General features: G+C 61.2%; 18 protein-coding genes and 1 pseudogene. 9 read left to right on the top strand and 10 right to left on the bottom strand.

The window, feature by feature from the left end:
• Positions 1–47 precede the first annotated feature (47 nt).
• Positions 48–629: a Maf family protein gene (locus tag H7R73_RS11875; RefSeq protein ID WP_103260124.1), complete on the top strand. Its 582-nt coding sequence runs from the start codon at positions 48–50 to the stop codon at positions 627–629.
• A 52-nt stretch (positions 630–681) separates the two neighbouring features.
• On the opposite strand, the gene rluC is transcribed toward H7R73_RS11875, so the two are convergent.
• A complete protein-coding gene (rluC, locus tag H7R73_RS11870) occupies positions 682–1,626 on the bottom strand; it encodes a 23S rRNA pseudouridine(955/2504/2580) synthase RluC (protein ID WP_201893979.1) in 945 nt (314 codons plus the stop codon).
• A gap of 414 nt (positions 1,627–2,040) precedes the next feature.
• On the opposite strand from rluC, the gene rne reads away from it, so the two are divergent.
• Entirely contained in the window at positions 2,041–5,187 is a 3,147-nt protein-coding gene (gene rne / locus H7R73_RS11865) for a ribonuclease E (RefSeq protein WP_182951131.1), read from the top strand.
• A gap of 647 nt (positions 5,188–5,834) precedes the next feature.
• On the opposite strand, the gene H7R73_RS11860 is transcribed toward rne, so the two are convergent.
• From H7R73_RS11860 to apbC, 4 genes are all read right to left on the bottom strand, one after another.
• Positions 5,835–7,307 (bottom strand): inorganic phosphate transporter, encoded by a 1,473-nt coding sequence (locus H7R73_RS11860; RefSeq protein ID WP_041211421.1) that lies wholly within the window; start codon positions 7,305–7,307, stop codon positions 5,835–5,837.
• A gap of 320 nt (positions 7,308–7,627) precedes the next feature.
• Positions 7,628–8,209: a dCTP deaminase gene (dcd, locus tag H7R73_RS11855; RefSeq protein ID WP_010674732.1), complete on the bottom strand. Its 582-nt coding sequence runs from the start codon at positions 8,207–8,209 to the stop codon at positions 7,628–7,630.
• A gap of 63 nt (positions 8,210–8,272) precedes the next feature.
• On the bottom strand, positions 8,273–8,917 hold the full coding sequence (gene udk, locus H7R73_RS11850; RefSeq protein WP_010674731.1) for a uridine kinase: 645 nt from the start codon (positions 8,915–8,917) through the stop codon (positions 8,273–8,275).
• A 108-nt stretch (positions 8,918–9,025) separates the two neighbouring features.
• On the bottom strand, positions 9,026–10,108 hold the full coding sequence (apbC, locus tag H7R73_RS11845; protein WP_010674730.1) for an iron-sulfur cluster carrier protein ApbC: 1,083 nt from the start codon (positions 10,106–10,108) through the stop codon (positions 9,026–9,028).
• A 185-nt stretch (positions 10,109–10,293) separates the two neighbouring features.
• Between apbC and metG the strand changes: the two genes are divergently transcribed.
• Positions 10,294–12,327, top strand: coding sequence for a methionine--tRNA ligase (gene metG, locus H7R73_RS11840; protein ID WP_103260120.1), 2,034 nt, complete (start codon positions 10,294–10,296; stop codon positions 12,325–12,327).
• A gap of 71 nt (positions 12,328–12,398) precedes the next feature.
• On the opposite strand, the gene H7R73_RS11835 is transcribed toward metG, so the two are convergent.
• Together H7R73_RS11835 and H7R73_RS11830 are read right to left on the bottom strand one after the other, a co-directional pair.
• Positions 12,399–13,133: a CHAD domain-containing protein gene (locus H7R73_RS11835; protein WP_103260119.1), complete on the bottom strand. Its 735-nt coding sequence runs from the start codon at positions 13,131–13,133 to the stop codon at positions 12,399–12,401.
• A gap of 12 nt (positions 13,134–13,145) precedes the next feature.
• Positions 13,146–13,418 carry an acylphosphatase gene (locus H7R73_RS11830; RefSeq protein ID WP_010674727.1) on the bottom strand — a complete coding sequence of 91 codons (273 nt, stop codon included), beginning with the start codon at positions 13,416–13,418 and terminating at the stop codon, positions 13,146–13,148.
• Between the two features lie 85 nt (positions 13,419–13,503).
• Here H7R73_RS11830 and H7R73_RS11825 point away from each other — a divergent pair, with 85 nt between their 5' ends.
• Positions 13,504–14,934 (top strand): methyl-accepting chemotaxis protein, encoded by a 1,431-nt coding sequence (locus H7R73_RS11825; protein ID WP_103260118.1) that lies wholly within the window; start codon positions 13,504–13,506, stop codon positions 14,932–14,934.
• A gap of 184 nt (positions 14,935–15,118) precedes the next feature.
• A complete protein-coding gene (locus tag H7R73_RS11820) occupies positions 15,119–16,312 on the top strand; it encodes a class I SAM-dependent methyltransferase (protein ID WP_039039155.1) in 1,194 nt (397 codons plus the stop codon).
• A 469-nt stretch (positions 16,313–16,781) separates the two neighbouring features.
• Here H7R73_RS11820 and H7R73_RS11815 read toward each other — a convergent pair whose 3' ends face one another.
• Entirely contained in the window at positions 16,782–17,426 is a 645-nt protein-coding gene (locus H7R73_RS11815; protein ID WP_103260117.1) for a glutathione S-transferase family protein, read from the bottom strand.
• A 259-nt stretch (positions 17,427–17,685) separates the two neighbouring features.
• Here H7R73_RS11815 and H7R73_RS11810 point away from each other — a divergent pair.
• The 4 genes and pseudogenes from H7R73_RS11810 (at position 17,686) to H7R73_RS11795 (ending at position 22,007) form a co-directional block, all read left to right on the top strand.
• Positions 17,686–18,856, top strand: a pseudogene (locus H7R73_RS11810) (acyltransferase family protein).
• A gap of 348 nt (positions 18,857–19,204) precedes the next feature.
• Positions 19,205–20,242: a selenide, water dikinase SelD gene (selD, locus tag H7R73_RS11805; RefSeq protein ID WP_103260116.1), complete on the top strand. Its 1,038-nt coding sequence runs from the start codon at positions 19,205–19,207 to the stop codon at positions 20,240–20,242.
• Complete coding sequence (mnmH, locus tag H7R73_RS11800; RefSeq protein ID WP_103254890.1) at positions 20,239–21,369, top strand: tRNA 2-selenouridine(34) synthase MnmH; 1,131 nt, start codon at positions 20,239–20,241, stop codon at positions 21,367–21,369. The genes selD and mnmH overlap by 4 nt, the downstream gene beginning before the upstream one ends.
• Positions 21,363–22,007, top strand: coding sequence for an MBL fold metallo-hydrolase (locus H7R73_RS11795; protein ID WP_041215178.1), 645 nt, complete (start codon positions 21,363–21,365; stop codon positions 22,005–22,007). The genes mnmH and H7R73_RS11795 overlap by 7 nt, the downstream gene beginning before the upstream one ends.
• On the opposite strand, the gene H7R73_RS11790 is transcribed toward H7R73_RS11795, so the two are convergent.
• Positions 21,983–22,999 carry a response regulator gene (locus H7R73_RS11790; RefSeq protein WP_103260115.1) on the bottom strand — a complete coding sequence of 339 codons (1,017 nt, stop codon included), beginning with the start codon at positions 22,997–22,999 and terminating at the stop codon, positions 21,983–21,985. The two genes, H7R73_RS11795 and H7R73_RS11790, sit on opposite strands and share 25 nt — an antisense overlap.
• Positions 22,996–26,166, bottom strand: a complete 3,171-nt coding sequence (locus H7R73_RS11785; protein ID WP_182951129.1) for a hybrid sensor histidine kinase/response regulator — start codon at positions 26,164–26,166, stop codon at positions 22,996–22,998. The genes H7R73_RS11790 and H7R73_RS11785 overlap by 4 nt, the downstream gene beginning before the upstream one ends.
• Positions 26,167–26,176 lie beyond the last annotated feature (10 nt).

Raw genomic sequence — 26,176 nt, 5'->3', positions numbered from 1 at the left:
CACAGATAGAATCAACCAATTGATTTATAAATGGATATCATCAAAACATGCAGCCTTCCTTGATCCTCGCGTCCACCTCGTCCTACCGCAAGACCTTGCTGGAAAAACTCGGTCAGCCATTTCACTGTGCTGCGCCTCAAGTCGATGAGACGGCGCGACACGGGGAGACCGCGGAAGCCCTGGTCAGCAGATTGGCGTTTGCCAAGGCGAATGCCGTTGCCGCTGACCGTGATCAAGGATTGATCATCGGTTCAGATCAGGTGTGCGTCTGTGACGGGCAGATCCTCGGCAAGCCCGGCACGGTGGAGAAGGCGGTCGAGCAGTTGCTGCAGGCCCAAGGCAAGCGCGTCATCTTTTACACCGGGCTCTGTGTGATCAATGCTGCAAATGGCCATGCCGAGCAGCTCGTCGAGCCTTTCACCGTGCATTTTCGTTCGCTCGATGAAGCCGCCATCCGTCGCTATGTGGAGGCCGAACGTCCTCTGGATTGTGCCGGCAGCTTCAAGTGCGAGGGAATGGGCATCGTCTTGTTCAAGGCACTGGAGGGGCGTGATCCCAACGCCCTTGTCGGTCTTCCCCTGATAGGCTTGGTTGATCTCCTGGGTCGCCACGGCCTGGCTCTCCCATAACAAGAACTCTGCCATGAAAAACGGGAGCCAAGGCTCCCGTTTTTCATGGTTGTCAGCGTGGCAGCTTGGCGAGGAACGCCTCAAGCTCCGGTGACAATGGCGCTTCCACCTGCATCTCCCGGTCGTCCACCGGATGAGTAAAGGTGAGCTTCCAGGCGTGCAGGAACAAACGCTTTAGCCCCTGCCCTCGCATCTTTTCATCAAACCCGGCCTCACCATATTTGTCATCGCAGGCGATGGGATGGCCGGCGTGCTGGGTGTGGACACGGATCTGGTGGGTGCGGCCAGTGATGGGGCTGCACTCGACCAGGGTGGCCTCGGCAAACTGACGGGCAATCCGGAACCGGGTCTCGGAGGGCTTGCCATCGCTGCTGACCCGCACCACCCGCTCGCCGGATTGCAGGTCATTTTTGCGCAGCGGCGCATTGACCACCTTGACGTGGGGTTGCCACTGGCCACGCACCAACGCCAGGTACTGCTTGCGCATGGTCTTGACCCGCAGCTGCTCGTGCAGGCTGCGCAGAGCACTGCGCTTCTTGGCAACCAGCAGCACGCCGGAGGTGTCGCGATCCAGCCGGTGCACCAGTTCGAGGAAACGGGCTTCGGGGCGCAGGGCACGAAGCCCTTCGATGACACCAAAACTGAGGCCGCTGCCGCCGTGCACTGCCATGCCGGACGGCTTGTTGAGCACTATCATGGCGTCGTCTTCAAACAGGATCTGGCTCTCCAGACGCTGGATGCTGCCGAGATTGGCAGAAGGCAACTCATTCTTCTCGGCCACACGCACGGGGGGCACCCGCACCTCGTCACCGGCACAAAGCTTGTATTCCGGTTTGATGCGCTTCTTGTTGACCCGCACCTCCCCTTTTCGAAGGATGCGATAAATCAGGCTCTTGGGGACGCCCTTTAACTGAGTCTTGAGAAAATTGTCGATGCGCTGCCCGTCATGCTCAGCTTCGATGGTGAGCAGCTGCACTTGTTGATGTATCTGTGTCATGGCGCGGATTTTAACACCGCCGACAGCCCTTGGCTCCATGCTTTGTTAAAAAATGGCGTCTTGCTATAAAAGTGGTTTAAATGGGATAATAAACAAGGTTTTGTCATTGTGTTCAAGCCTTGTACTAAGTGGCCAAAATGTATGCCACCCAATCCCGAAACACCGTGTATACAAGAACATGACGGTTCCCGGGTGCGAGGTACAACGCATGGAGAACACAAACAAAGCCGACGTAAATTGTCTCCACATCGGTATCCTTAATTCACGCCCTCTCGAGAAGGCTGAACCAGAGTGCCCTTAGTTTGCGCCTCATGCATACCCCAACCGGGAGGTTGCCCCAGCATGCTGAAGACCCGAGGCCGGCGCCGGCAGGACCCAGTGGAGGAATCAAAATGACAAAATAATGAGAACTCAATGAAAAGAATGCTAATCAACGCGACTCAGGAAGAGGAGTTGCGCGTAGCGCTGGTTGACGGACAACAGCTCTACGATTTGGATATTGAAAGTCCGGGACACGAGCAGAAAAAAGCGAACATTTACAAGGGCAAAATCACCCGAGTAGAACCCAGTCTCGAAGCTGCTTTTGTTGACTATGGCGCCGAACGCCACGGTTTCCTGCCGTTAAAGGAAATCGCCCGCAATTACTTCCCCTCCGGTTACTCCTATCAGGGTCGTCCCAACATCAAAGAAGTGGTCCGCGAAGGCCAGGAAGTGATTGTCCAGATCGACAAGGAAGAGCGTGGTACCAAGGGTGCAGCCCTCACCACCTTCATCAGTCTGGCTGGCAGCTACCTGGTGCTGATGCCGAACAACCCCCGTGCCGGCGGCATCTCCCGTCGCATCGAGGGTGACGAGCGGACCGAGCTGAAGGAAGCCCTGAGCGGACTGACCGTACCGGACGGCATGGGCCTCATCGTGCGCACCGCCGGTGTGGGCAAGTCCCCGGAAGAGCTGGAGTGGGATCTGAACGTTCTGCTCAATCACTGGGACTCCATCCACAAGGCGTCACAACAACGTTCCGCTCCGGTGCTCATTCACCAGGAGAGCAACGTCATCGTGCGCGCCATCCGTGACTATCTGCGTCGCGATGTGGGCGAGATCCTGATCGACAACCCGGTCATCTTCGAGCGCGCCAAGTCGCATATCGAGCTGGTCCGCCCCGATTTCCTCAATCGCGTGAAGCTCTACAAGGGTGATGTCGCCCTGTTCAACCACTTCCAGATCGAGAGCCAGATCGAATCGGCCTTCCAGCGCGAAGTGCGCCTGCCCTCCGGCGGCAGCATCGTCATCGATCCGACCGAAGCACTGACCTCCATCGATATCAACTCCTCCCGCGCCACCAAGGGCGGCGATATCGAAGAGACCGCCCTGCAGACCAACCTGGAAGCGGCCGATGAGATCGCTCGCCAGCTGCGCCTGCGTGATCTGGGTGGCCTGATTGTCATCGACTTCATCGACATGACCCCGGTTCGCCATCAGCGCGAAGTGGAAAACCGTCTGCGTGAAGCGGTGCATCAGGATCGTGCCCGTATCCAGCTGGGCCGTATCTCCCGTTTCGGTCTGCTGGAGATGTCTCGCCAGCGTCTGCGTCCCTCCCTCAACGAGTCCAGCAGCCATATCTGCCCCCGTTGCCAGGGTCAGGGGGTCATCCGTGACAACGAATCCCTCGCCCTGTCCATCCTGCGTCTCATCGAAGAAGAGGCCATGAAGGACAACACCGAGCAGGTGCATGCCCAGGTGCCGGTCGATGTGGCCGCCTATCTGCTCAACGAGAAGCGTACCTCCATCGCCAATCTGGAACAGCGCAATGATGTGCGTGTCTACATCATTCCGAACCTGCATCTGGAAACCCCGCACTACGAAGTGACCCGCATCCGTCAGAACGAGATCCCAGAAGCGGCCAGCTACGAGCTCAAAACCGAGATTGCCAAGCCGGTCTACCAGCCGCGCCAAGCTCAGGTAGTCGAGCGTGAACAACCGCTGCTGCAAGGGTTTGCCCCGGCTCCCCAGCCGGTTGCGCCCACCGCCCCGGCTCCTGTTGCGGCTCCCGCTCCGGTTGCAGAACAAGTCGGCTTCTTTGGCAAGCTGGCCAAGGCTTTCTCCGGCCTGTTCGGTGCCTCCTCCGATGCGGCTCCGGCCGAGGTGAAGGCGCCTGCCGACAAACCGGCCGCTCAGCGCGAAGCTCGCAAGGATGACGGGCACCGTCACCAGCGCGATGAATCCCGCAGCCGTGGTCAACGTGGCCGTCGTGACGACAACCGCGGCAGTCGCAATGCCGAGGCCGGCGAGAAGCGTGAAGGCGCAGCCAGCCGCGAGAGCAGTGATCGCAATCGTCGCCCGCGCAAAGAGCGTGAGCCTCGTCAAGAGCGGGAACCGCGTCAGGAACGGGAACCCCGTGGTGACGTGCGCACCGAACAGCGCATGGAGCGTGAGCCTCGCGAACCCCGCCAGGAGCGCGAACCTCGTGCCCCGCGTCCTGCTCGTGAACCTCGCGCCCCCCGCGAACCCCGTGCCGAGGTGATCGTCGAGGCGGTTGATACCGTTGATACTGCGGTCGCCAGCGCTGAACCGCGTCAGGAGAAAGAGCAGAAAGTTGCTGAGCGCCGTGAACGTCGCCAACTGCGCAAGCAGATCCGTGTCGATGTCGCCGCGACCGACACCCCTGCCCTGCCGAGTGACGAGCACGTCGTCACCGATGTCGCCGACGTGCAAGCCGCCGCTGAGCAGCAAGAAGAGCAAGGCGAAGGTCAGCGTCGCTCCCGCCGTACTCCGCGCAATCAGCGTATCGAAGGGCAACGTCGCAAGCGCATCAACGAAGAGGCTCGTGGCCAGCGTGAAGACGAAGCACAAGGTGAAGTGCAGCTGACTGCCGCCGCCCAGGCCGATGCGGCTCAGGTGAAGGTGGATGAACCGGCTGTGCCTGTCATCACCATTCCGAGCGCAGAAGCGGTTGCAGCAGCCCTGCAGGCCTCCGCCGCACTGACCGAACACGTGGTGGCTGAAGCCGTTGCTGAGGAAGCGGCAGAGCAAGCACTGGCAGCCCAGGCTGTGGACGCGCCCTCCACTGACGAAGTTGAGCAGGTTGCGCAAGCAGACGCTGAACCCGTCGCCGAAGTGGCAGTTGTCGAACCCGAGATGGTCGAACCTATCGTCGACACCGCCTCTCATGACGAACCTGTAGCCGTGATCGACGCTGTCGAGCAGACCCAGCAAGTGGAGGCCATCCCAGAAGAGGTTGCACCGGTTGCTGAAGCGGCACCTGTCGTGATCGCTGAGGAGACGGCCACCGCCGAGGCGAAGGTCGTCGAGATGCCGGCTGCCGTGGTGCAAACCGAGCCAGCAACCAGCCCCGAAATGAAGGTCAGCAAGGGTGCCGGTGTATTGGCCCGTGCCCGCAAGGCTTATGCCCCCATGGCAACGCCGGCTGCGGCTCCTGCCCCGACACCCCGTGAACCCGTGGAGTACGCTCCCCTGGTACGCAGCGAAGTCGTGACCTCCGGTCGCCACGGTGGCAGCACCGCTGCCAGCAACGTGGCAACCAGCCCGGCCGGTCGCCCCTGAGCAGACTCGTTAGTCTGAATAAAGAGCCACACATTGTGTGGCTCTTTTTTTATCTCTTTTTTTGGGCTGACATCGCCTTGCTCTCCCCCCTGCCCGTTCTTCGATATCCGCCGCTTTCCCGATGTTCAGCGACCACACACAGTCCAAGCAAGACGTAAATAACACACCAGACAGGGGATTCATCTCTGTCAAAGCATCACGACATGCTCTGCTTTGTCGATAGTTGACGGCATATATGCCATTGGCAAACAGTCTGGCAGCGTTCCCCTTTGGTAGCACAGTCGGTGTGTTCAGTGGTGGCTGAGACAGCCTAGGTTGAACGGGAATGCCAGACATAGGGCAACCTGTGGCGCTCTTCACTCTCATCATTTCTGGTGAGGAACATAGGCACGTTGCACACCCTCCCTTCTGCTTTACGTGCAAGCATCGGCTTGTAACAAGGCATCACACAGACAGGTCCCCTCAATGTGCACAACGAGTGGCTCAGGGATGTAGAGAAGCCAAAGAGGTGATAGATAATGTAATTCAACTTCTTGTCTGATGGCATACAACTATCACTTATTGAACTATTGCCGTATGACGTGACATTCACCGGGCAACAAAAAAGGGCCCGAAGGCCCTTGTTTCATTTCCAATGACTGTCGCGCTTACCCGCCAAAGAGATGGTTGTTCAGCAGGAAGAGACCGCCGGAGAGCAGCATGGTGAGCGGCAATGTCAGCACCCAAGCCAGCAGAATGGTCTTGATGGTCTGGCTCTGCAGGCCGGACTTGTTGGCCACCATGGTCCCCGCCACCGCGGAGGAGAGAATGTGGGTAGTGGACACCGGCATCCCGGTTAGACTCGCAATCCCGATGGACGCGGCGGCCGTGATCTGGGCTGCAATGCCCTGGCTGTAGGTCATGCCGGAGGAACCGATCTTCTCCCCTACCGTGTAGACGATACGACGCCAGCCCACCATGGTGCCGCAACCGAGCGCCAGGGCGATGGACACGATGACCCAGGTCGGCGCATATTCGGCCGTTGCGGTCAGATCCTTGCGCCATTTGGCGAGATCGGTCAGCTCCTTGGCCGGCAGTGGCAACTTGGAGACCTTGCGGGCAGTGTCGTCGATGCACAGCAGCAAGCGACGCACCTCGCGGCGATCCACCAGGTTCATCTCCTCGTAGGTGCGCACCTGGCCCAGACGCTTGTCGAGGGTAGCCATGGCCTGCAGGGCCTCCCCTGCCGCACAGTGACTCATCAGCTCTTCCTGGGCTTTGGCAGGCACACTGAAGTTCACCAGATGGGAAACCTGTTCCTGGTTACGCTGGTAGATCTCCATGATGCGCTGGTTGGCATCCTGGGTTCTGTCCAGATCATAGGAGCGGCTGTTCATGTCCAGCGCAAAATAGGCAGGCGCCATGCAGATCAGCACCAGCATCACCAGACCGATGCCTTTCTGACCATCGTTGGAGCCGTGCACGAAGCTCACCCCCATTGCGGAACAAATCAGAGTGACACGGGCCCAGAACGGTGGATGCTTCTTGCCGTCCACCAGCAGGCGCTCTTCCGGGGTCTTGTGGATCTTGCTGCCAAGCCATACGCGCTTCATGGCGAACAGCAGCAGGGCGGCAATGATGAAGCCCACGGTGGGAGAGATGATGAGAGAGAGCATGATGTCGATGGCTTTGCCGACGTTGATACCCTCTTTCAGGGGTTGATGGCTGATCAGGGCATAGGCGCCGCCTACCCCCAGGATGGAACCGATCAGGGTGTGGGAGCTGGATGCCGGAATACCGAAGTACCAGGTTCCCAGGTTCCAGACGATGGCCGAGAACAGCAGGGAGAACACCATGATCAGACCCTGGGTAGAGTCCATACCAAGCAGCAGATCGATGGGCAGCAGGTGAACGATGGCATAGGCCACCCCCAACCCACCCAGCATGACACCGGCGAAATTGAACAGACCGGAAGCCACCACCGCCATATGAGCCGGCATCGCCTTGGTATAGATAACCGTTGCTACCGCGTTGGCGGTATCGTGAAAGCCGTTGATGAATTCATAGGCCAGCACAAAAAAAACGGCCAATACCAAACCGATTGACCACCACAAACCCAAACCACTAAACATTTCAAACATAAAAACGAACCTGTTTATGAGTTGCGGCGGATTATGCCAGAAGGCTCGATGCGCCATACCCGTTGTTGAAATATTTCAGCAAAAAAAAAAAAGGGCATTCCGTCAGAAAATGTCTTAGGGCCTGTAGGAACGGGGCTTGTCGAGGATTAATTTAAGTCCATTCCATTGCTGTGGATAGGCGCCAATCAAAGCCTAAGCATCGCTCGATGTCCCGAAAAAGGCCGCTTTTCAACCCGCTCGGCACGTCCGTTTCCTTTTGTCAGATATAAAAGAGGGTGCCCTGGCACCCTCCTCCATAGACAAGCCGCACGGTGCGCAGATCAATCCTGGTTGATCCGGCTGGCCACAGCCCCTTGCTGGCTCTTGTATTTGGCATTTTCCCGTTTGTTGTACGGGCGAGCCGCGGTACCTGACAGCATCTCGAAGTTCAGGGCACCGATCTTCATCTTGGGACGCAGGGCCAGAGGCAACTTGCCGCCGTTGTAAAACTCCAGCACGATGCGACCGGACCAGCCCGGATCGATGCGGTGGGCGGTGACGTGCACCATGAGGCCCAGGCGCGCCAGGGAGGAGCGACCATCCAGCCAGCCGACGATATCGGCGGGCAAGGTAACCGATTCATAGGTCACCGCCAGCGCCAGCTGACCCGGGTGCAGATAGAAGGCTTCACCGTCCGGCACGTGGATCTCCTCGCTCATCACCCGCTCGATGGCATCGGCCATCTCGGCACTGGTACCGCCAAGGTCGATATAAGGCGCGGTATGATCGCGAAACACCCGAAACTCGTTGCCCAGCAGCACATCGACGCTGACGCCGCTGATCCGCTCAACACCGGGCCGCGGCTCGATGACGATCTTGCCTTCATCCAGGTGCCGTTCGATATCGGTATCACAAAGACGCATTCTGCGACTCTCCTGACAAAAGATTCATTAAAAAAAGCCGGGCATCACCCGGCTTGTTTTCTCTCAACCAATCAACATATGGCGGATACGCGCCTTGAGCATGTCGATGGCGATGCGGTTCTTGCCGCCACGGGGCACGATCACGTCGGCATACTGCTTGGACGGGTCGATGAACTGCATGAACATGGGACGCACAGTCTTCTGATACTGCTTGAGTACGGAGTCCATGGTACGACCGCGCTCCTGCACATCGCGCACCAGACGGCGCAGCAAACAGATGTCGAGCGGGGTATCCATGAAGATGGAGGCGTCCATCAGTTCGCGCAGGCGGCTGTCGGTCAACAGCAGTATCCCTTCGAGGATGATGACACGGCGCGGTGCAAAGGTAGTGACCTCGGTCATGCGCGTGTGCTCGGTATAGGAGTACTGGGGGATGTTGACCGCCTCCCCTTGCGTCAGCTGGGTCAGATGCTGCACCAGCAGATCGTGATCCAGGGCATTGGGGTGGTCATAGTTGGTCTTGACCCGCTCTTCCATGGTCAGGTGGGTCTGATCACGGTAGTAGCAATCCTCGGTGATCACACCAATCTGACCCGCTCCCAGCTCGGCCACCAGCTCTTCATAGATGGTTTGGGCGATAAGACTCTTGCCGGACGCGGATGCACCAGCAATACCGATGATCACGCAGGAATGTTGAGTATCAGACATTGAAAATACCTAAAGAGAAGAGCACTGGGGATTGTTTAAACCGATCCATTATATGAAAAAGGGGTGGCCATGCCCACCCCAAATCCGTCCCCCTTGGCCGAACGCCGATTATTCGTCCAGCGCCACCGTGTAGAGCGGGGTCGCAATCGGTTTTGCGCTGAAATAGAGCTCGGCCCCTACCCGGCGAGCCAGTTTCAGGTAAGTCTGTGACAGCTCGCCATCCGGCGCACCGAACACGGTGGGGCAGCCGTCATCCATGTGCTGGCGAATGTCAATATGCAGCGGCAACTGACCAAGCAGCGCCACGTGATACTGCTCCGCCATCTTCTGGCCACCGCCGGTACCGAACAACGGCTCGTGATGCCCGCAGGCGCTGCAGACGTGGTAACTCATGTTCTCGACGATGCCAAGCACAGGCACATTGACCTTGTTGAACATGGCAATCCCCTTGCGGGCATCTGCCAGCGCCACATCCTGGGGCGTCGTAACGATCACCGCCGCCGTGGTGGGCACCTGCTGGGCCAGCGTCAGCTGGATATCGCCGGTGCCCGGGGGCATGTCCACCACCAGGTAGTCCACCTCGCCCCAGCGGGTCTCGTGCAGGATCTGCCCGAGTGCCTTGCTCGCCATGGGACCGCGCCAGATGGTGGCATCCTGCTCAGCCACCAGATAACCGATGCTGTTGCTCTTGATGCCGCAGGCCATCACCGGCTCCATCAACTTGCCATCAAAGCTGACAGGGCGCTCCTTGAGGGTCCCCGTCATGGTCGGGATGGAGGGGCCATAGATGTCCGCATCCAGCAGGGCGACCCGCGCCCCCTCTTTTTGCAGCGCCAGCGCCAGGTTGACCGCGGTAGTGGACTTGCCCACCCCTCCCTTGCCGGAGGCAACCACCAGGATATTGCGGATCCCCTGCACCGCCGCCAGTTGCTGCGCGCGGGGCATGCTGGCCACGTCTATCTCCCCCGTCCAGTCGATGCGGGTCGCGCCGGTTGCGCTGCGCAGCCGGGCATCGAACTCCTCTTTGATCTGTTCAAACAGGGACTGGCCGGCAAAGGGCAGCACCAGCGTGATGGCCAGGGTCTGTTCGTGCCGCTCGACGGTACGCACAAAACCGGCCGCGACCAGATCCTTGCCCCATCCTGCCGGCTTAAATTCGGCCAGGATCTGTTTTACTGAATCAATCACCATTAACTCCCCATTATGTTGTCGTTATGCTGAGGTGAACGGTTACCGCACATAAATCAGTGGCTTGCCGACGTCATCGTGATGCCGCCAGTCAGGGCACCGGGGGCCACAACCCTAGGCAGGCCGCCCCCAATTCGGGTAACATGCACGGCACTGTATCATCCCAACAGGCACATAAAGAACGTATTATGGCAACTGATCCTCGTAGAATGCTGGTAACCTGCGCCCTCCCCTATGCCAACGGCTCCATCCATCTCGGCCACATGCTGGAACACATCCAGGCCGATATCTGGGTTCGTTATCAGCGAATGCGTGGCCATCAGGTGCATTTCGTCTGTGCCGACGATGCCCACGGTACGCCCATCATGCTCAAGGCTCAGCAGATGGGGATCTCGCCGGAAGAGATGATTGCCGCCGTCTCCCAGGAGCACCAGGGGGATTTTGCCGGTTTCAACATCAGCTTCGACAACTACCACTCCACCCACAGCGACGAGAACCGCGAGCTGGCGGGCGTGATCTATGGCCGCCTCAAAGAGTCCGGCAAAATCAAGATCCGCACCATCTCCCAACTGTTCGATCCGGAAAAATCCATGTTCCTGCCGGATCGCTTCGTCAAGGGCACCTGTCCCAAGTGCAAGTCCCCCGATCAGTACGGTGACAACTGCGACGCTTGCGGCGCCACCTACAGCCCGACCGAGCTGATTGATCCGAAATCCGCCGTCTCCGGTGCGACCCCGGTGATGAAGGACTCAGAACACTACTTCTTCGACCTGCCCCAGTTCGAAGCCTGGCTCTCCGACTGGGTACGCGGCTCCGGCGCCATCCAGGAAGAGATGGCCAACAAGATGCAAGAGTGGTTCGAAAGCGGCCTGCAGCAGTGGGACATCACCCGTGACGCACCCTACTTCGGCTTCGAAATTCCCGGCGCCCCCGGCAAGTACTTCTATGTCTGGCTGGACGCCCCCATCGGCTACATGGCGTCGTTCAAGAACCTGTGCAACAAGCGCGGCGACATCGACTTCGACAGCTACTGGAAAGCGGACTCCGACGCCGAGCTCTATCACTTCATCGGCAAGGACATCGCCTACTTCCACTGCCTGTTCTGGCCGGCCATGCTGGAAGGCGCGAACTTCCGCAAGCCGACCAAGGTCAACGTGCACGGCTATGTGACCGTCAACGGCGCCAAGATGTCCAAGTCCAAGGGCACCTTCATCAAGGCGTCCACCTATCTCAAGCACCTGGATCCGGAGTGCCTGCGTTACTACTACGCCGCCAAGCTCAACAGCCGCATCGACGATCTGGACTTGAACCTCGAAGACTTCGTCTCCCGCGTCAACGCCGACGTGGTCAACAAGCTGGTCAACCTGGCCTCTCGCAACGCCGGCTTTATCGCCAAGCGTTTTGACGGCAAGCTGGCCGCCACCTGCGCCGAGCCCGTACTCTACGCCGAGTTTGCCAACGCCAGCGCCAGCATCGCCGAAGCCTATGAAGCGCGCGAATTCAGCCGCGCCATCCGCGAGATCATGGCCCTGGCCGACAAGGCCAACCGCTATGTGGACGACAAGGCTCCCTGGGTCATCGCCAAGCAGGAAGGGGCGGATGCCGAACTGCAAGCCGTCTGCTCCGTCGGCATCAACCTGTTCCGCGTGCTGATGGCCTACTTGAAGCCCGTCATGCCGCAACTGGCCGAGCGCGCCGAAGCCTTCCTTGGCGAGACCCTGACCTGGGACGGCATCGCCGCCCCTCTGGTCGACCACGGCGTCGCCCCCTTCAAGGCACTCTTCTCCCGCATCGAGTCCGCCAAGGTGGATGCCATGGTGGAAGCGTCCAAGGAAGATCTCGCCAAGGAGCAGAGCAAGAAGCCGGCAGGCCCCCTGGTGGACGATCCCATCAGCGAGACCATCACCTACGACGACTTTGCCAAGATTGACCTGCGGGTGGCGCTGATCAAGAAAGCCGAAGCGGTGCCGGAAGCCGAGAAGCTGCTGAAGTTGCAGCTGGATATCGGCGGCGAAACCCGTCAGGTCTTTGCCGGTATCAAGTCCGCCTACAACCCGGAAGATCTGGAAGGCAAGCTGACCGTGATGGTGGCCAACCTGGCCCCGCGCAAGATGCGCTTTGGCATGTCCGAAGGTATGGTGCTGGCGGCAGGTCCGGGCGGCAAGGATCTCTGGATCCTCGAGCCCCAGGAAGGTGCCCAGCCGGGCATGCGCGTGAAGTAATACGCCCCTTCCCGGACAGTCCCAATGAAAAGAGAGGCCAATGGCCTCTCTTTTTTTATCTTGTGGGGTGCTTACTGCCCGCTCTGCAGCAATGCCATGCGAAGGCCGACCAGCTCCGCCTGATGGCAATCCAGTTGCAGTAGTTGGCAGCGTATCTCTGTTTTCAGGGCTCGCCGTTGCTGGCCCCGCCCCGTTTCGCCCCCAAGGCGTCTGAGCCATTGGCGCCTGTCCTGCAATTGCCCAAGCCGCTCCTGCCAGCTCACCAGCATGGACAACCAGGCCGGATCCCCTCCCCCCTGTGCCGTCAGCAGCTCCATCCCGTAGCGCGCCTGTTTCAGCACCAGACGCAGCCGGTGCCAGCACCGAAGTTTCGCCCTGATGCCCACAGGAAGGGAGGTGGTCTTCGCCAGTGCATCCGACAGTGACAGCGCCAGATGCAGCTGAAACAGCGGCAAGAGATCGACACCGACGGGTATCTCTTCCAGTCGGGCCAGCCAACGGGCCAGCGGGCCGGTCAACAGGGGGACCCGTGGCAAGCGGTTCTGCCGAAGCGAGCCACCATGATGCTGCGCATAGACCTGGGCATCGCGCAGGGCGGAGAGCGTGCCGACGGCACGGGTCAATCGCCGCTCCAGCTCGGGCTCATGAATGAGGGGTCGCCACAGGGCGAGCAGCGCCAGCAGGCGGCGGGCCGCTATCCGGTAGGCATGCACCTCTTCCATCCCCTTGTGCTGGCGCAGTGCCAGGGTCGCCCCCCGATATTGCCCAACGAGCCGGTTGGCCTGCGCAATCCCGCTCTCCCCCATGAACCCTCCCGGCTAGTTGGTATGAAAACCGGTTCCGGTGGGTGGCAACGCCTGGGTGCACTCCATTCGGGTGACGGTGGCGGTTCGGGGCCCGTGCTCAAGCCAGCCCAGCATCATCTGTACCTTCTGTTCGGGACCGGCAATCAGGATCTCCACCGAGCCATCTTCCAGGTTGTAGGCATGCCCCCGCAGCCCCAGTTGCAGCGCCCGCTCCCGGGTGAAGTAGCGAAACCCCACCCCCTGAACCTGACCCCACACCCGCACGACAAACGATTGCTCTCCCATTTATCACACCTTTCCCTTAAGTAATTTTTCCCCGGGGCGATAATGAGCGCGACACTCTCTTCCCCTTGCAGGACGCAATACCATTATGAAAGAAGTAAAGTTTCGGTGGGTTGACCGTTATCTCATTCACCTCACGATCAGCGAGAAATTTCTCATCACCTTCTGGTGCCCCCTTGTGTTCATCGCCTTCCTCACCTGGTATCTGCTGGCCGACAGCCATGATCAGGCGATGCAGCTCAGAGTGGATCAGCTAAAAGGGCGGGTCGAGACCACGGCCCAGCTGGTGAGCCAGCAGCCGACCCTTACCCTGCCCGCGGATCTCGTGCTGACGCCTGGCGCCGCCACCGGCCTTAGCCAGCAGGGAGACATCTATCGCTATGGTGCCAGCGCAGGTCAGGCGGGCGTCGTCTCCGGCACCCTGGATACGAGTCACTACGCCCTCTGGGATGGCCAGGGCACTACCCTGACCATCATCGCGGTGCTGGCCGCCCTGCTGGCCCTCATCACCCACTATCTGATGACCTTTGTCTCGGGGGCCCTCTACTCCACCAACAAGGCGTTGCAGACGGTGGCGAACGGCGATCTCACCTTCCGGCTCAACTTCTTCCCGGTACGGGACGAGTTTTCCATTCTGGCGGGCAGCATCGACACCTTCACCGACCGCCAGCACAAGATAGTGCAACTGGTGGAAGAGTCCGCCGATGCCCTTACCCTGGCCGCAGACGAATTTCGCGAGCATGCCAGCGACGGCGAGCAGCTTGCCCGCGCCCAGCGACAGCACATGGACTCCCTGGCCGCCGCCATGGAGCAGATGTCCGCCGCCATCCGGGAAGTGGCCCGCAACGCCAACGACACCCTGCTGCAAACCCGCCAGTCCAGCGACGAGGCGACTCACGGGGCACAGCGGGTGGCACGTACCATTACCGCCATCCGCACCCTGGCGGACGAGATTGGCAATGCCTCGGGCGCGGTCGAGCGGCTGACTCACAACGCCAATCGCATCAACGAAGTGGTCAACGTCATCAACGCCATCTCCCAGCAAACCAACCTGCTGGCCCTCAACGCCGCCATCGAGGCCGCCCGGGCCGGAGAGCAGGGACGCGGCTTTGCGGTGGTGGCCGACGAGGTGCGCACCCTCGCCAGCCGCACCCAGCAGGCCACGGTGGAGATCCAGCAGATGATCGAGGAGCTCCAAGCAGGGACCGGGGCGCTGAACGACATCATGGAGAAGACGGTGGGGCGCGCGGCCGACAGCCAGCAGCTCATCACCGAAGTGGGCATGGACATCGAGCGGCTCAGCAACCACAGCGATGCGGTGCTGGAGATGAGCACCCAGATCGCCACCTCCAGCGAAGAGCAGAGTTCGGTGGCAGAGGAGATCACCCGCAACCTCGACAAGGTGCGCCACGAGGCAAGCCGGGTGGAGGAGTCCGCCAGCGCGGCGGTCGCCGGCACCACCGGCCTCAAGGGAACCGCCAATGAACTCGGTCAGGCGCTCACCGGCCTGCGGATCTGACCCCCTCCGGCAGGCCATCGTCCAGATGGCCTGCCATGTCTGGGCCAGGCGCTGGGGACGCGCGAAACAGCCCGTTCGACCCTGACCGCGTGAGGATGCACGGATCCCGGTAGACGCGGCTTGCGTGCCTACCCTCACAGCCCCTACTATATGCCCCCTTCTTTTCTACCATCGGCAACTACCCATGAGCGCTTCCATCTATCTCGTCAAAGGCCGCGAAAAATCCCTGCTGCGTCGCCACCCCTGGATCTTCTCCAAGGGCATTGAGCGGGTGCAGGGCAACCCCGTTGACGGCGATACCGTCGAGATCTTCACCCATGACGGCAAATGGCTCGCCCGTGGCGCCTGGTCCGGCAGCTCACAGATCCGTGCCCGGGTCTGGACCTTCGACAAGGATGAGAGCGTCGATCTCGACTTCTTCATCCGTCGCCTCAAATATGCGCAGGAGTCCCGTGACGGGCTCATCAAGCGTCAGGGCCTCACCGGCTATCGCCTCTGCGCCGCCGAATCCGACGGTCTGCCGGGCCTCACCATCGACCGCTACGCCGACTTCCTGGTGTGCCAGATCCTCTCCGCCGGTGCCGAGTTCCAGCGCGAGCTGATCACGCAAGCCCTGCGTACCCTCTACCCCGAGTGCAGCATCTATGAGCGCTCCGACGTGGCCGTGCGCAAGAAGGAAGGGCTGAAGGAGCGCACCGGCGTCATCCATGGCGAGACCCCGACCGACCCCGTGGTGATCGAGGAGAATGGCGGCGTCAAGATCCTGGTCGATATTCGTAACGGTCACAAGACGGGTTTCTATCTGGATCAGCGGGACAACCGCCTTGCCGCAGCGAAATACACTGAAGGCAAGCGGGTGCTCAACTGCTTCTGCTACACCGGCGGTTTCGGGGTCTATGCCCTCCAGGGCGGTGCCAAGGAGGTAGTCAACGTCGATCTCTCCCAGAATGCGCTGGACATCGCCCGCCAGAACGCCGAACTGAACGGTCTCGATACCAGCAACACCCAGTTCGTGCGTCACGACGTCTTCAAGCTCTTGCGCGAATATCGCGAAAAGGGCGAGAAGTTCGATGTCATCGTGCTGGATCCGCCCAAGTTTGCCGAGAGCAAGGCCCAGCTGCTGGGCGCCTGCCGCGGCTACAAGGACATCAACATGCTGGCGTTCCAGCTGCTGGCGCCGGGTGGCGTGCTCTTGACCTACTCCTGCTCCGGCCTGATGGAGCAGAGCCTGTTCCAGAAAATCGTCGCCGATGCGGCCCTCGATGCCGGTCGCGATGCCCAGATCCTGGAGCTGCTTTCCCAGGCCTCTGATCACCCCATCGGCACCGCCTATCCGGAAGGCTTCTACCTCAAGGGGCTGGTGGTGCGCGCCCGCTAAGCAGAGCAGACCAGCGCTGCCCCCCTTGTCCCCGGTTCCAGATCCGGGCCAGGACTGGGTTCTGCTAGTCATCAAAAAGCCCGCGATCGTAGCGGGCTTTTTTTATGCGGCCGCCAAAGAGACAACCTCCCCCCGACTTTGCCACCAACAGCGATTGCTGCCCCCATCCCTCCTCTTCGACTGACGACTGCCATCCTCAATCAAGAGTTGCCGCATCGTTAACCCGATTCTCATCTCTCTTTCACTACACAACCCACCAGCAGAAACATGCCCGGCATTTGCTTTATGCAAAAGCATGAAATATTACGCATCAACATTAAAAAATCCTCGGGGAAATATCAGCCATAAACGCATACCCACTCATTTGAATGAATATTGCTGTTTTCCCCTGCAATGGATCACGCCATGCCCCTGTCCGCCTCGCACATTGCCTGGGGCGACAATACTCGCCCACCACAAGTCATCCCGCTCAATCACGCGCTGGCGCGCCCAGCGGGAAGTAGTGACGAAATGGCCTCGCCTCCTCCACCACCCGCACGATGGAGGGATGATTGAGCAGACGGGCGCGATAGGCACGCAGGTGGCCATAGCCAGCCGGGATCTCGTGGGCCCAGTCGGCGTAGAAGAGCGAGGGGACGGCGGCGCAATCGGCCAGGGTGAAGTCTGCGCCGGCAATCCAGTGACGTCCTTCTAGTCGCTGATCAAGCCAGGGGTAGATCTGATTGAGCATCTCACGGGCCTCCGCTACACCATAGCGGTCGCGATCAGCGGCCGGGCGCAGCGCATCCAGCACCACTTTTTGCATCGGCGTCATCACATAGTTGTCGAAGACGCGATCCAGCATATGCACCTCCAGACCCGCATCGCCGGGCGGGATCAGGCTGACGGGACCCGGATGGTGCGCCTGCAGATGGGCGACGATGGTGCTGCTCTCGAGGATGCAGCGACCATCATCCAGCAACACCGGGAAGCGCTTGAGTGGCCAGAGGGCGGCAAGTTCGGCGCTGGCCGCTGGCTCTTCGAGATTCCGGTATTCGAACGGGGTGGCATTCTCGTAGAGAGCGATCAGCACTTTCTGGCTGTAGGATGAGAACGGATGGACATAGAGTTTCATGGGGATGTTCCTGACGCTCAGAGGGATGACTTCCCTAGTCTAGATCCCCTCTCTATTTTCGATGCGTCCCTATCCCATGCTGGTTTTGGGATGATAAACGCCCATTCATGACGGCAATCACACTCGTATGACTCTCTTTTAGGTAGGGTGATCCCGCCTGTGGCCGCCAAGCCGGGGCAGCCGACTCATCAGGGTTGATGAGCGGCACCACAACAAAAATTGATGTCAGGCCAAGCTGAACATCATCAAGGATCCCGTCATGAATCAATCATTGCCGCTGTTGACGCCGCTGCGGGGCATCGCTGCCCTGATGGTGGTGCTGTTCCACGCCCGCTTGCTGCTCTTCCCCCAGTGGATGGAGTCGATCGCCGGCCACACCCAACTCATCGAGAACGGCTACCTCTGGGTCGATCTCTTCTTTATCTTGAGCGGGCTGGTGCTGGCCCATGTCTACGGGGAGGCTTTCCCCCATTGGTTATGGCCGCTTCCTCTGGCTGCGGCTCACCCGGGTGTATCCCCTCTACCTGGTGACCCTGCTGCTGCTGGTGGGCTGGGAGCTCTACAAGGCCCACCACGGGATTGGCTTCTACGCCGGCCCCCTGTTCAAGATGTGGGAGTGGGAAGGAATGCCTCCGTTCGGCTCACCCTTTACCCCGGCCGAGGCGCTGCCAAGCGCCTTCCTGCTGCTGCAGGTGGTGACCGATCACGGATTGACCTGGAACTTCGCCGCCTGGTCGCTCAGCGTGGAGTGGATTAGCTATCTGCTGTTTCCGCTGCTCATTCCGCTCGCCGTCACCCGCAGCCGCTGGAGCAACCTCGCCCCCTTGCTGGCCTTGACGGTGCTGGCCTATATCGTGCACAGCCGGGGGACCCTGGATGTCACCAGCGGCGCGCTGGCCATCGGGCGCGGGGTGAGTGAATTCGTGCTCGGCCTCTGGCTGCTGCCCAAGGTGAAGGCTGCCCGCCAGTGGCCCATGATGCAGCAAGATCTGCCGCTGCTGCTCGCCTTTCTGCTCCCCTTCGCACTGATGCAGTTCACCATGACGCCGTTGTTGACCCTGCAACTGATCAGCGCCTACGTGTTGCTGATCTGGATTGCTGCTGCCCAGGGTGATCGCCAGAGCCCGCTGCTGCGCCTCCTGGACAACCGCTTCACCAACTGGCTGGGGGATCTCTCCTACTCCATCTACCTGCTCCACGCCCTGGTGTTGCTCACCGGCTGCGAGCTTGTCCACTCTCTGGCGCCGGGACTCACCGCGTGGTGGTACGCCCAGACCAACCCCTTGCTGGGGGTGCTGGCCACCCTGTTGATGCTCGCCGTGCTGATCGGGCTCTCGGCGCTGAGCTACACCCTGCTGGAGCGGCCGCTGCAACGGCGACTGCGCCGGCTAGGCAAGGCTCCCCAACCAGTGATGGAGCAAGCTGGCTAGTTTCCGTCGCCACATGCTGCCCCGATGCAAGACAGACACGCCGTCGGGGCGGCTCAAAGTGGGACTAGCCTGAGCAAGGCGAAGAGTACGGCTCTTTTTGAACCCGACAATCCCCTGCGCTTTGTGTGAATTCCAGTTCGAATCAAGAGGGCCGTCTGTGGCATAATGGCCCGTCCTGTGGTCCTCGGCGGGGCTTCGCCGGCGCATCCTTGCCCTCCTCCCGTCCTGCCAGGCAGCCTGACATCACTGTGTTCACAGGCCGCCAGGGCCACCCTATTTTTGCGCGCACATTTGACGGCGCCGCAGCAGTTATTGGCACACACAAGTCTGCCCACACAAGGGGAAAGCATGTCTTCCATTCGTCTGACCCAATACAGCCACGGCGCTGGCTGCGGTTGCAAAATCTCCCCCAAGGTGCTCGACACCATCTTGAAGAGCCAGATCCCGGGCTTTGACGACCCCACCCTGGTGGTCGGCAACAGCAGCAAAGATGACGCCGCCGTGGTCGACATCGGCAACGGCCAGGGCATCGTCTCCACCACCGACTTCTTCATGCCCATCGTCGACGATCCCTTCACCTTCGGTCGCATCGCCGCCACCAACGCCATCAGCGACATCTACGCCATGGGCGGCAAACCCATCGTCGCCATCGCCATCCTCGGCTGGCCCGTCAACATACTCGCACCTGAAGTGGCCCAGCAGGTGATCGACGGGGGTCGCCAGGTGTGTCACGAGGCGGGCATTTCTCTGGCAGGCGGTCATAGCATCGACGCCCCCGAGCCCATCTTCGGCCTCGCGGTGACCGGTATCGTGCCACTCGACGCCATCAAGCAGAATGACACCGCCCAGGTGGGCGACACCCTCTATCTGACCAAGCCCCTTGGCATCGGCATCCTCACCACAGCCCAGAAGAAGGGCAAGCTCAAGCCCGAGCATGAGCAACTGGCCCCGGATGCCATGTGCACCCTCAACAAGATTGGTCAGCAGTTTGCGGCCCTGCCCGGCGTGCACGCCATGACCGACGTGACCGGTTTTGGGCTGGCAGGCCACCTGCTGGAGATGTGCGAAGGTTCCGGCGTCAGTGCCCGTCTGGACTTCAAGGCGCTGCCGCTGCTGGACGAGGTGGATTACTACCTGAGTGAGGGCTGCGTACCGGGCGGTACCCTGCGCAACTTCGACTCCTATGGTGACAAGCTGGGCGCCATGGATGATCGCACCCGCAACATCCTGTGCGACCCGCAGACCAGCGGCGGCCTGCTGGTAGCCGTCGGTAAAGAAAGTGAAGCCGAGCTCCTTGCCATTGCCGCACAGGCAGGGCTGACCCTCTCTCCCATCGGCCAGTTGCAGGCCCGCACCGGCAACCAGTTCATCGAGGTTGTCCAATGAGTGCCCTGCCACTGGCCACGGATTACGCCCGGATCTTTTTGGATGAGGTTCCACTCATCGATCTGCGTGCCCCCGTCGAGTTCAAGGAAGGGGCCTTTCCCACCGCCGTCAGCCTGCCGCTGATGACTGACGAGGAGCGCGCCCGGGTCGGTACCTGTTACAAGCAGGAGGGACAGGCCGCAGCCATCACCCTGGGCCATCAACTGGTAGGTGGCGCGGTGCGCGCCGCGCGCATGGAAGGCTGGCTGGCCAGGTTGCGCCAGCAACCCGACGCCCTGCTCTACTGTTTTCGCGGTGGCCTGCGCTCGCAAACCGTACAACAGTGGCTGGCCGAGGCCGGCGTCACCCGCCCCCGGGTCGCGGGCGGCTACAAGGCGCTGCGCCACTTTCTCATCGACACCCAGGCGAAGGCCAGTGCAGAGTGCGACTGGACCGTGCTGACCGGCATGACCGGCTCCGGCAAGACCCACATGCTGGCGCACATCACCCAGGCGGTGGATCTGGAAGGGCACGCCCGTCACAGGGGGTCGTCGTTTGGCCAACTGCCGGGTGGGCAACCCGGCAACATCGACTTCGAAAATCGGCTTGCCATCGAGCTGCTTCAGCGTCGCAACCGGGGAGAGTCACAGTTTGTCCTGGAAGACGAGAGCCGTCTCATCGGTCGCTGCGCCCTGCCACTCAACCTCTATGAGGCCATGTGCCGGGCTCCTCTGGTGGTGGTGGAGGTGCCGCAGGAGGCACGGGCCGAGCAGATCCGCACCGATTACGTGCAGGATCTCTGGCTGCGCTATCTGGAGTTCCATGGGCCAGATGCAGGCTGGCCCCTCTTTGCCGGCTACCTCACCGACGCCATGGCCAGGCTCAAGCGCCGACTCGGTGACAAGGATTATCGCGAACTCGATGGGCTGTTGCAGGCCGCCCTCAGGGAACAGGCCCAGAGCGGGGACACCCGCGCCCATCTGGTCTGGATCAGACTGCTGCTGACTCGCTACTATGACCCCATGTACCGCTATCAGCTGGACAACAAGCGCGAGCGGATCCTGTTTCGTGGTGACAAGGAGGCCTGCCTCGCCTTCTTCGCCGAACGTTCCCCCCTTCAGACCCCTCAGGAGAGTCCCACATGTTGAAGTTCGAGGTGATCCCGGTCACCCAGTTCGCCCAGAATTGTTCGCTTATCTGGTGTGACGAGACCCGCCAGGCTGCCCTCGTCGATCCCGGCGGCGAGGCGGACAAGCTGCTGGCCGCCATAGCCAAACGGGGGCTGACCCTGACCCATATTCTGCTAACCCACGGCCATCTGGATCACGTGGGCGCTGCCGCCGAGCTGCGCGAGAGAACCGGTATCGCCATTACCGGCCCCCACAAGGAGGATGCCTTCTGGCTCGATATCCTGCCCCAGCAGAGCCAGATGTTCGGCTTTGCCCATACTCCGGCCTTTACACCGGATAGCTGGCTCGAACAGGGTGACAAGGTACAGGTTGGCAAATGCGAGCTGGAGGTCTATTTCTGCCCGGGCCACACTCCGGGCCACATCGTGCTGCTCTGCCAGGCAGAACGCCTCGCCTGGGTGGGGGATGTGCTCTTTGCCGGCAGCATAGGCCGCACCGATTTCCCGCGCGGGGATCACGGGACGCTGATCAAATCGATCACCGAGACCCTGCTGCCGCTCGGGGATGAGATCGTCTTTATTCCGGGCCATGGCCCGAGCTCCACCTTTGGTCACGAACGGGCCAGCAATCCCTATCTGACCCAGCCCATCTGGTAATCCCCCCGCTCCTCGCGGGCATCCCATTGCGCCTTGAGGCGCAAGATCTCCGGCATGATCTCGAGAAAACGGGAGAGCAGCCGGGGATCGAAGTGCTGGCCGGAGCCATCGCGCATGGTAGCCAGCACCCGGTCCAGGGGCCAGGGCTCCTTGTAGGGACGACGCACGCTCAGGGCGTCAAAGACGTCGGCGATGGCCACGATCCGCGACGCCTCGGGGATCCCCTCGCCGGTCTCGCCGGCGGGATAGCCGGAGCCGTCCCATTTCTCGTGGTGGTGCAGGGCAATCTCCGCCGCCATGCGAAAAATGGGGGCATCGGATCGCCTCAAGATCTCGTAACCGATGCGCGGGTGACTTCGCATGATGACCCACTCCTCCTCGGTGAGGGGGCCGGGCTTCTTGAGGATGTGATCGGGGATACCAATCTTGCCCATGTCGTGCATGGGGGCCGCCAGCTCCAGCAGATCCGACTGCTCCGGGCTCCAGCCAGCCGCATCAGCCAGGGCCCGGGCGTATGCGGCCATGCGCCAGATATGCACCCCGGTGTCGGTGTCGTTGTAGTGGCCCGCCTCGCTCAGCATGACGATGGCAGTGCGATAGCTGCACTCGAGCTGCTCGAGGCGCACCAGGGAGAGATGATTGCGCACCCGGGCACGCACCGTGCTCGGACAGACCGGCTTGTAGATATAATCCACTCCGCCCGCCTCGAACCCCTGGCTCTCGCTGTCTGCGTTGTCGCTCGCGGTGATAAAGAGCACCGGGATCCCGGCATGAGCCGGATCGGCCTTGAGCCGACGGCACACCTCGTAACCATCCATGTCGGGCATGCGCACGTCCAGCAGGATAAGTGCCGGCTCGTGACGCCCCACGGCGGCCAACCCCTCCTCTCCCCCTTTGGCAAAGAAGAGGTTGTACTCCTCCTTGAGGATTTGCCGCAGCAACCCGAGGTTGCTCGGCTCGTCGTCGATGATCAGCACGCGCGGTCGACTCATGGCGCAGGTTCCTCCCGATCCTCCAGATATTCCTCCAGCTTGCGGGTGGCGAACGGGATATCGAACAGCTCCAGGGCTGCACTTATTTCGCTCACCAGCTCGCAAGGCAAGTGACTCCTTGCCTGGCTCAGCGCCGGCTCAATCAGATCCAGATCCTCGCTCACCAGGGCCTGATGCAGGGCGTGCAGGCAGACCTCCCGCGCTTCCCCTTGGGCCAGCGGGGAGCTGACTGCGCCCGGCTCGCGCCCGGCATAGGTATCAATGGAGTGTTGCGCCCGCTCCAGGGCCTCGAGGAAGGGCGCGATAAGCTGGCTGGTGTCGCCACCCTGCTCGATGGCCTCGTTCAACTCGGCACTGATACGCGCCACATCGGTGAGCGACAGGCTGCCCGCCACCCCCTTGAGCTTGTGGGTCAGGCTCGCGGCCGCATCGGTCTCATGCTGGGCGATGTAACCCGGCAACACGGTACCGACCGTCATGTAGTCATCGCGAAAACGCCGCAGGTATTTAAGATAGACCGAGGCTTCACCCCAGTTGCGCAGTCCGGTATCGATATCGATGCCGGCCACCGGCTCGTGGGGGAGTAGTTCGTCGTTCACGGTGAGCGGCAGGACAACGTCCGGCAGATAACGCAGCAAGGTCGCGATGAGCTGCTCCACATCGAGCGGCTTGGCGATGAAGTCGTTCATGCCAGAGGCCAATGCCGCCTCCCGCTGATCCTTGAATACCCCTGCGGTGAGAGCCAGCACGGGAGTCTCCTCCCGCCCCGGCAGCAGGCGCAGGCGACGGGTCGCCTCGTAGCCATCCATCACCGGCATCTGCACATCCATGAGCACCAGATCGATGCGCCGGGCCGGATCTGCCAGGCAGGCCAGGGCTCGCTCCCCGTCGATGGCGGTGATCACCTCGGCCCCCTCCCGTTGCAGCAAGCGGGTCGCCACCTCCAGGTTGATGTCGCTGTCATCCACCAGCAGTATGTGCACGCCCGGCAGGCGCAGACGGCGCTGGCCACTCTCAAGGGGCTCCACATGCTCGCGCTTCTCGTGGATGAGACGCGCCACCGCATTGTAAAGACTGGATCCGGTGACCGGTTTGTGCAGTACCAGATCCACCTGATCCGAGCCGGGGCGGTGCATCAGTTCATCCTGGGAATAGGCGGTCGCCATGATGATGATGGGTGAACGCTCCTGCTGCTCGAAGGCGCGGCGAATGGCCAGGCAGGTCTCGAGCCCGTCCATGCCCGGCATGATCCAGTCGAGCAGGATCACGTCGAAACGCTCCCCCTGGCGCAGCAGATGATGCAGCGCCTGCTCACCGGACTCCACCACCCGCGACTGCCATCCGAGGGAACCCACCGTCATCGACAGGGCGTCGCGGGTCACCTGATTGTCGTCGGCGATGAGCAGCGAGATGTGCTGCAGACGCTCGTTCAAGGCCTCGGGCCGCTCTACCTGCTCCAGCCGGACGCGGAACCAGAATTCGCTCCCCTTGCCAAGCTCGCTGGTGACGCCGATGTCCCCACCCATCAGGTTCACCAGGCGGCGACTGATGGTCAGACCAAGCCCGGTCCCCCCGAAGCGGCGGCTGGTGGAGGAGTCTGCCTGGGAGAAGGCATTGAAAATGTTGGCCTGCTGCTCGGGGGGAATGCCGATCCCGGTGTCGCGCACCCGAAACAGCAAGGTGGCCATGCCGTCTTGCTCTGATTCCAGCACGACCTTGACCTCCACCTCGCCGCGTTCGGTAAACTTGATGGCATTGCCGGTCAGGTTGAGCAACACCTGCTCGAGGCGCAGGGCGTCCCCAATCAGATGGGAAACCGGCTCGGGGGCACTGCTCACCACCAGTTCGAGGTGCTTCTGGCCAACGCAGGTGGACATGATGGCCGCCACGTGATCGAGCACCTCTTCGAGACTGAATGGCACCCGCTCAAGCTCGAGCCGACCCGACTCAATCTTGGAGAAATCAAGGATGTCGTTGATGATCCCGAGCAGCGCCTGCCCGGCCTGGTGGATTTTGCGCACCAGGGCATGCTGACTATCGTCGAGCCCTCCCTGTTCGAGCAGGTAGGTCAGCCCCATGATGGCGTTCATGGGGGTGCGGATCTCGTGGCTCATATTGGCGATGAAATCACCTTTGACCTGTGCCAACCTGGCCGCTTCCTGCTGGGCCAGTTGCTCCTTGTGCCTGCTGCGCACCAGTGCAGCCACACCGGTACCAAACAACAGCAGCAGCACGGCGCTGGCGGCCAATATGATCCCCCAGATGTGGGTGCGAATGGCCTGCAGCTCGCTGTGCGGCACCAGGGACGCGGCTTTCCAGATCAGCTGATCATGATTCTGTGCCGGGTACAGGGTGGTCCAGCTCCAGAGCCCGTCGGCAGACTCCATCTGGCCGTTTGATGCGTCCCAGAACGCCTGCCAGGCCTGGGGGGAAGTGTGCTTCAGGGTGAGATCCGGGCGCTCGAGCATGAAGCCCCACTCCCGGGATGGGTCCGGGCTGCGCAGCCAGTATCCATCCTGGTTGAACAGCATGGTGTGATCGGCTGCCTTGCCGCTGCTGTCGGCAAACTCCTTGAGCATACGGGCGGCCTGGACGTTGATAAGCAGCAAACCAAGATCACGCCCCCCAAGGCGCAGACGCTTGGCAATGCGGATCATGGGGTTGAAGGGGCGATCGATCACCCCGTGTTCAACGTTGAGATCGAGCGGCGAGACGTAGACCCGCTCCCAGGGCAGCGCCATGGCATCACGAAAGTAGTAACGATCCCCCTTGTTCTGCAACTGGTCGTCCGCCACCCGCCACAGACGCGGGCCCTGACGATCGATGCGCACTAGCTCCATGCCATCCGGGGCAAGCCAACGCACCTGGGCATAGTCGGGATTGCGGTTCATCAGGATGGTGAACTGGACGGCCAGGGTCTCACGGTCATTGCGAGCCGCCGCTTCGAGCAGGATGGGTTCTTCCGACATGCTGCGCACATGGCGCAGTGGCACCGCCAGCTCGCCGTCAAGGCGGCCGCTGGCGAGCGCCAGGAAGGTGCTTTCATCGCTGCGAACGCGATAGAGCTCGCGCTCGATCAGTGCATTGCCCAGCAGATAACCACCTGCCAGGACCAGCAGCAGAATAGGTGAAAACAGCAGGATATATGTCCGTACGATTCCTTTCATAACGGTCAAC

This window comes from Aeromonas sp. WP2-W18-CRE-05 (assembly GCF_014168615.1).
Taxonomy (GTDB): Bacteria; Pseudomonadota; Gammaproteobacteria; order Enterobacterales; family Aeromonadaceae; genus Aeromonas; species Aeromonas caviae.
Note: the sequence above shows the minus strand (reverse complement) of the source record. Positions and strands in the feature narration are given on the sequence as shown.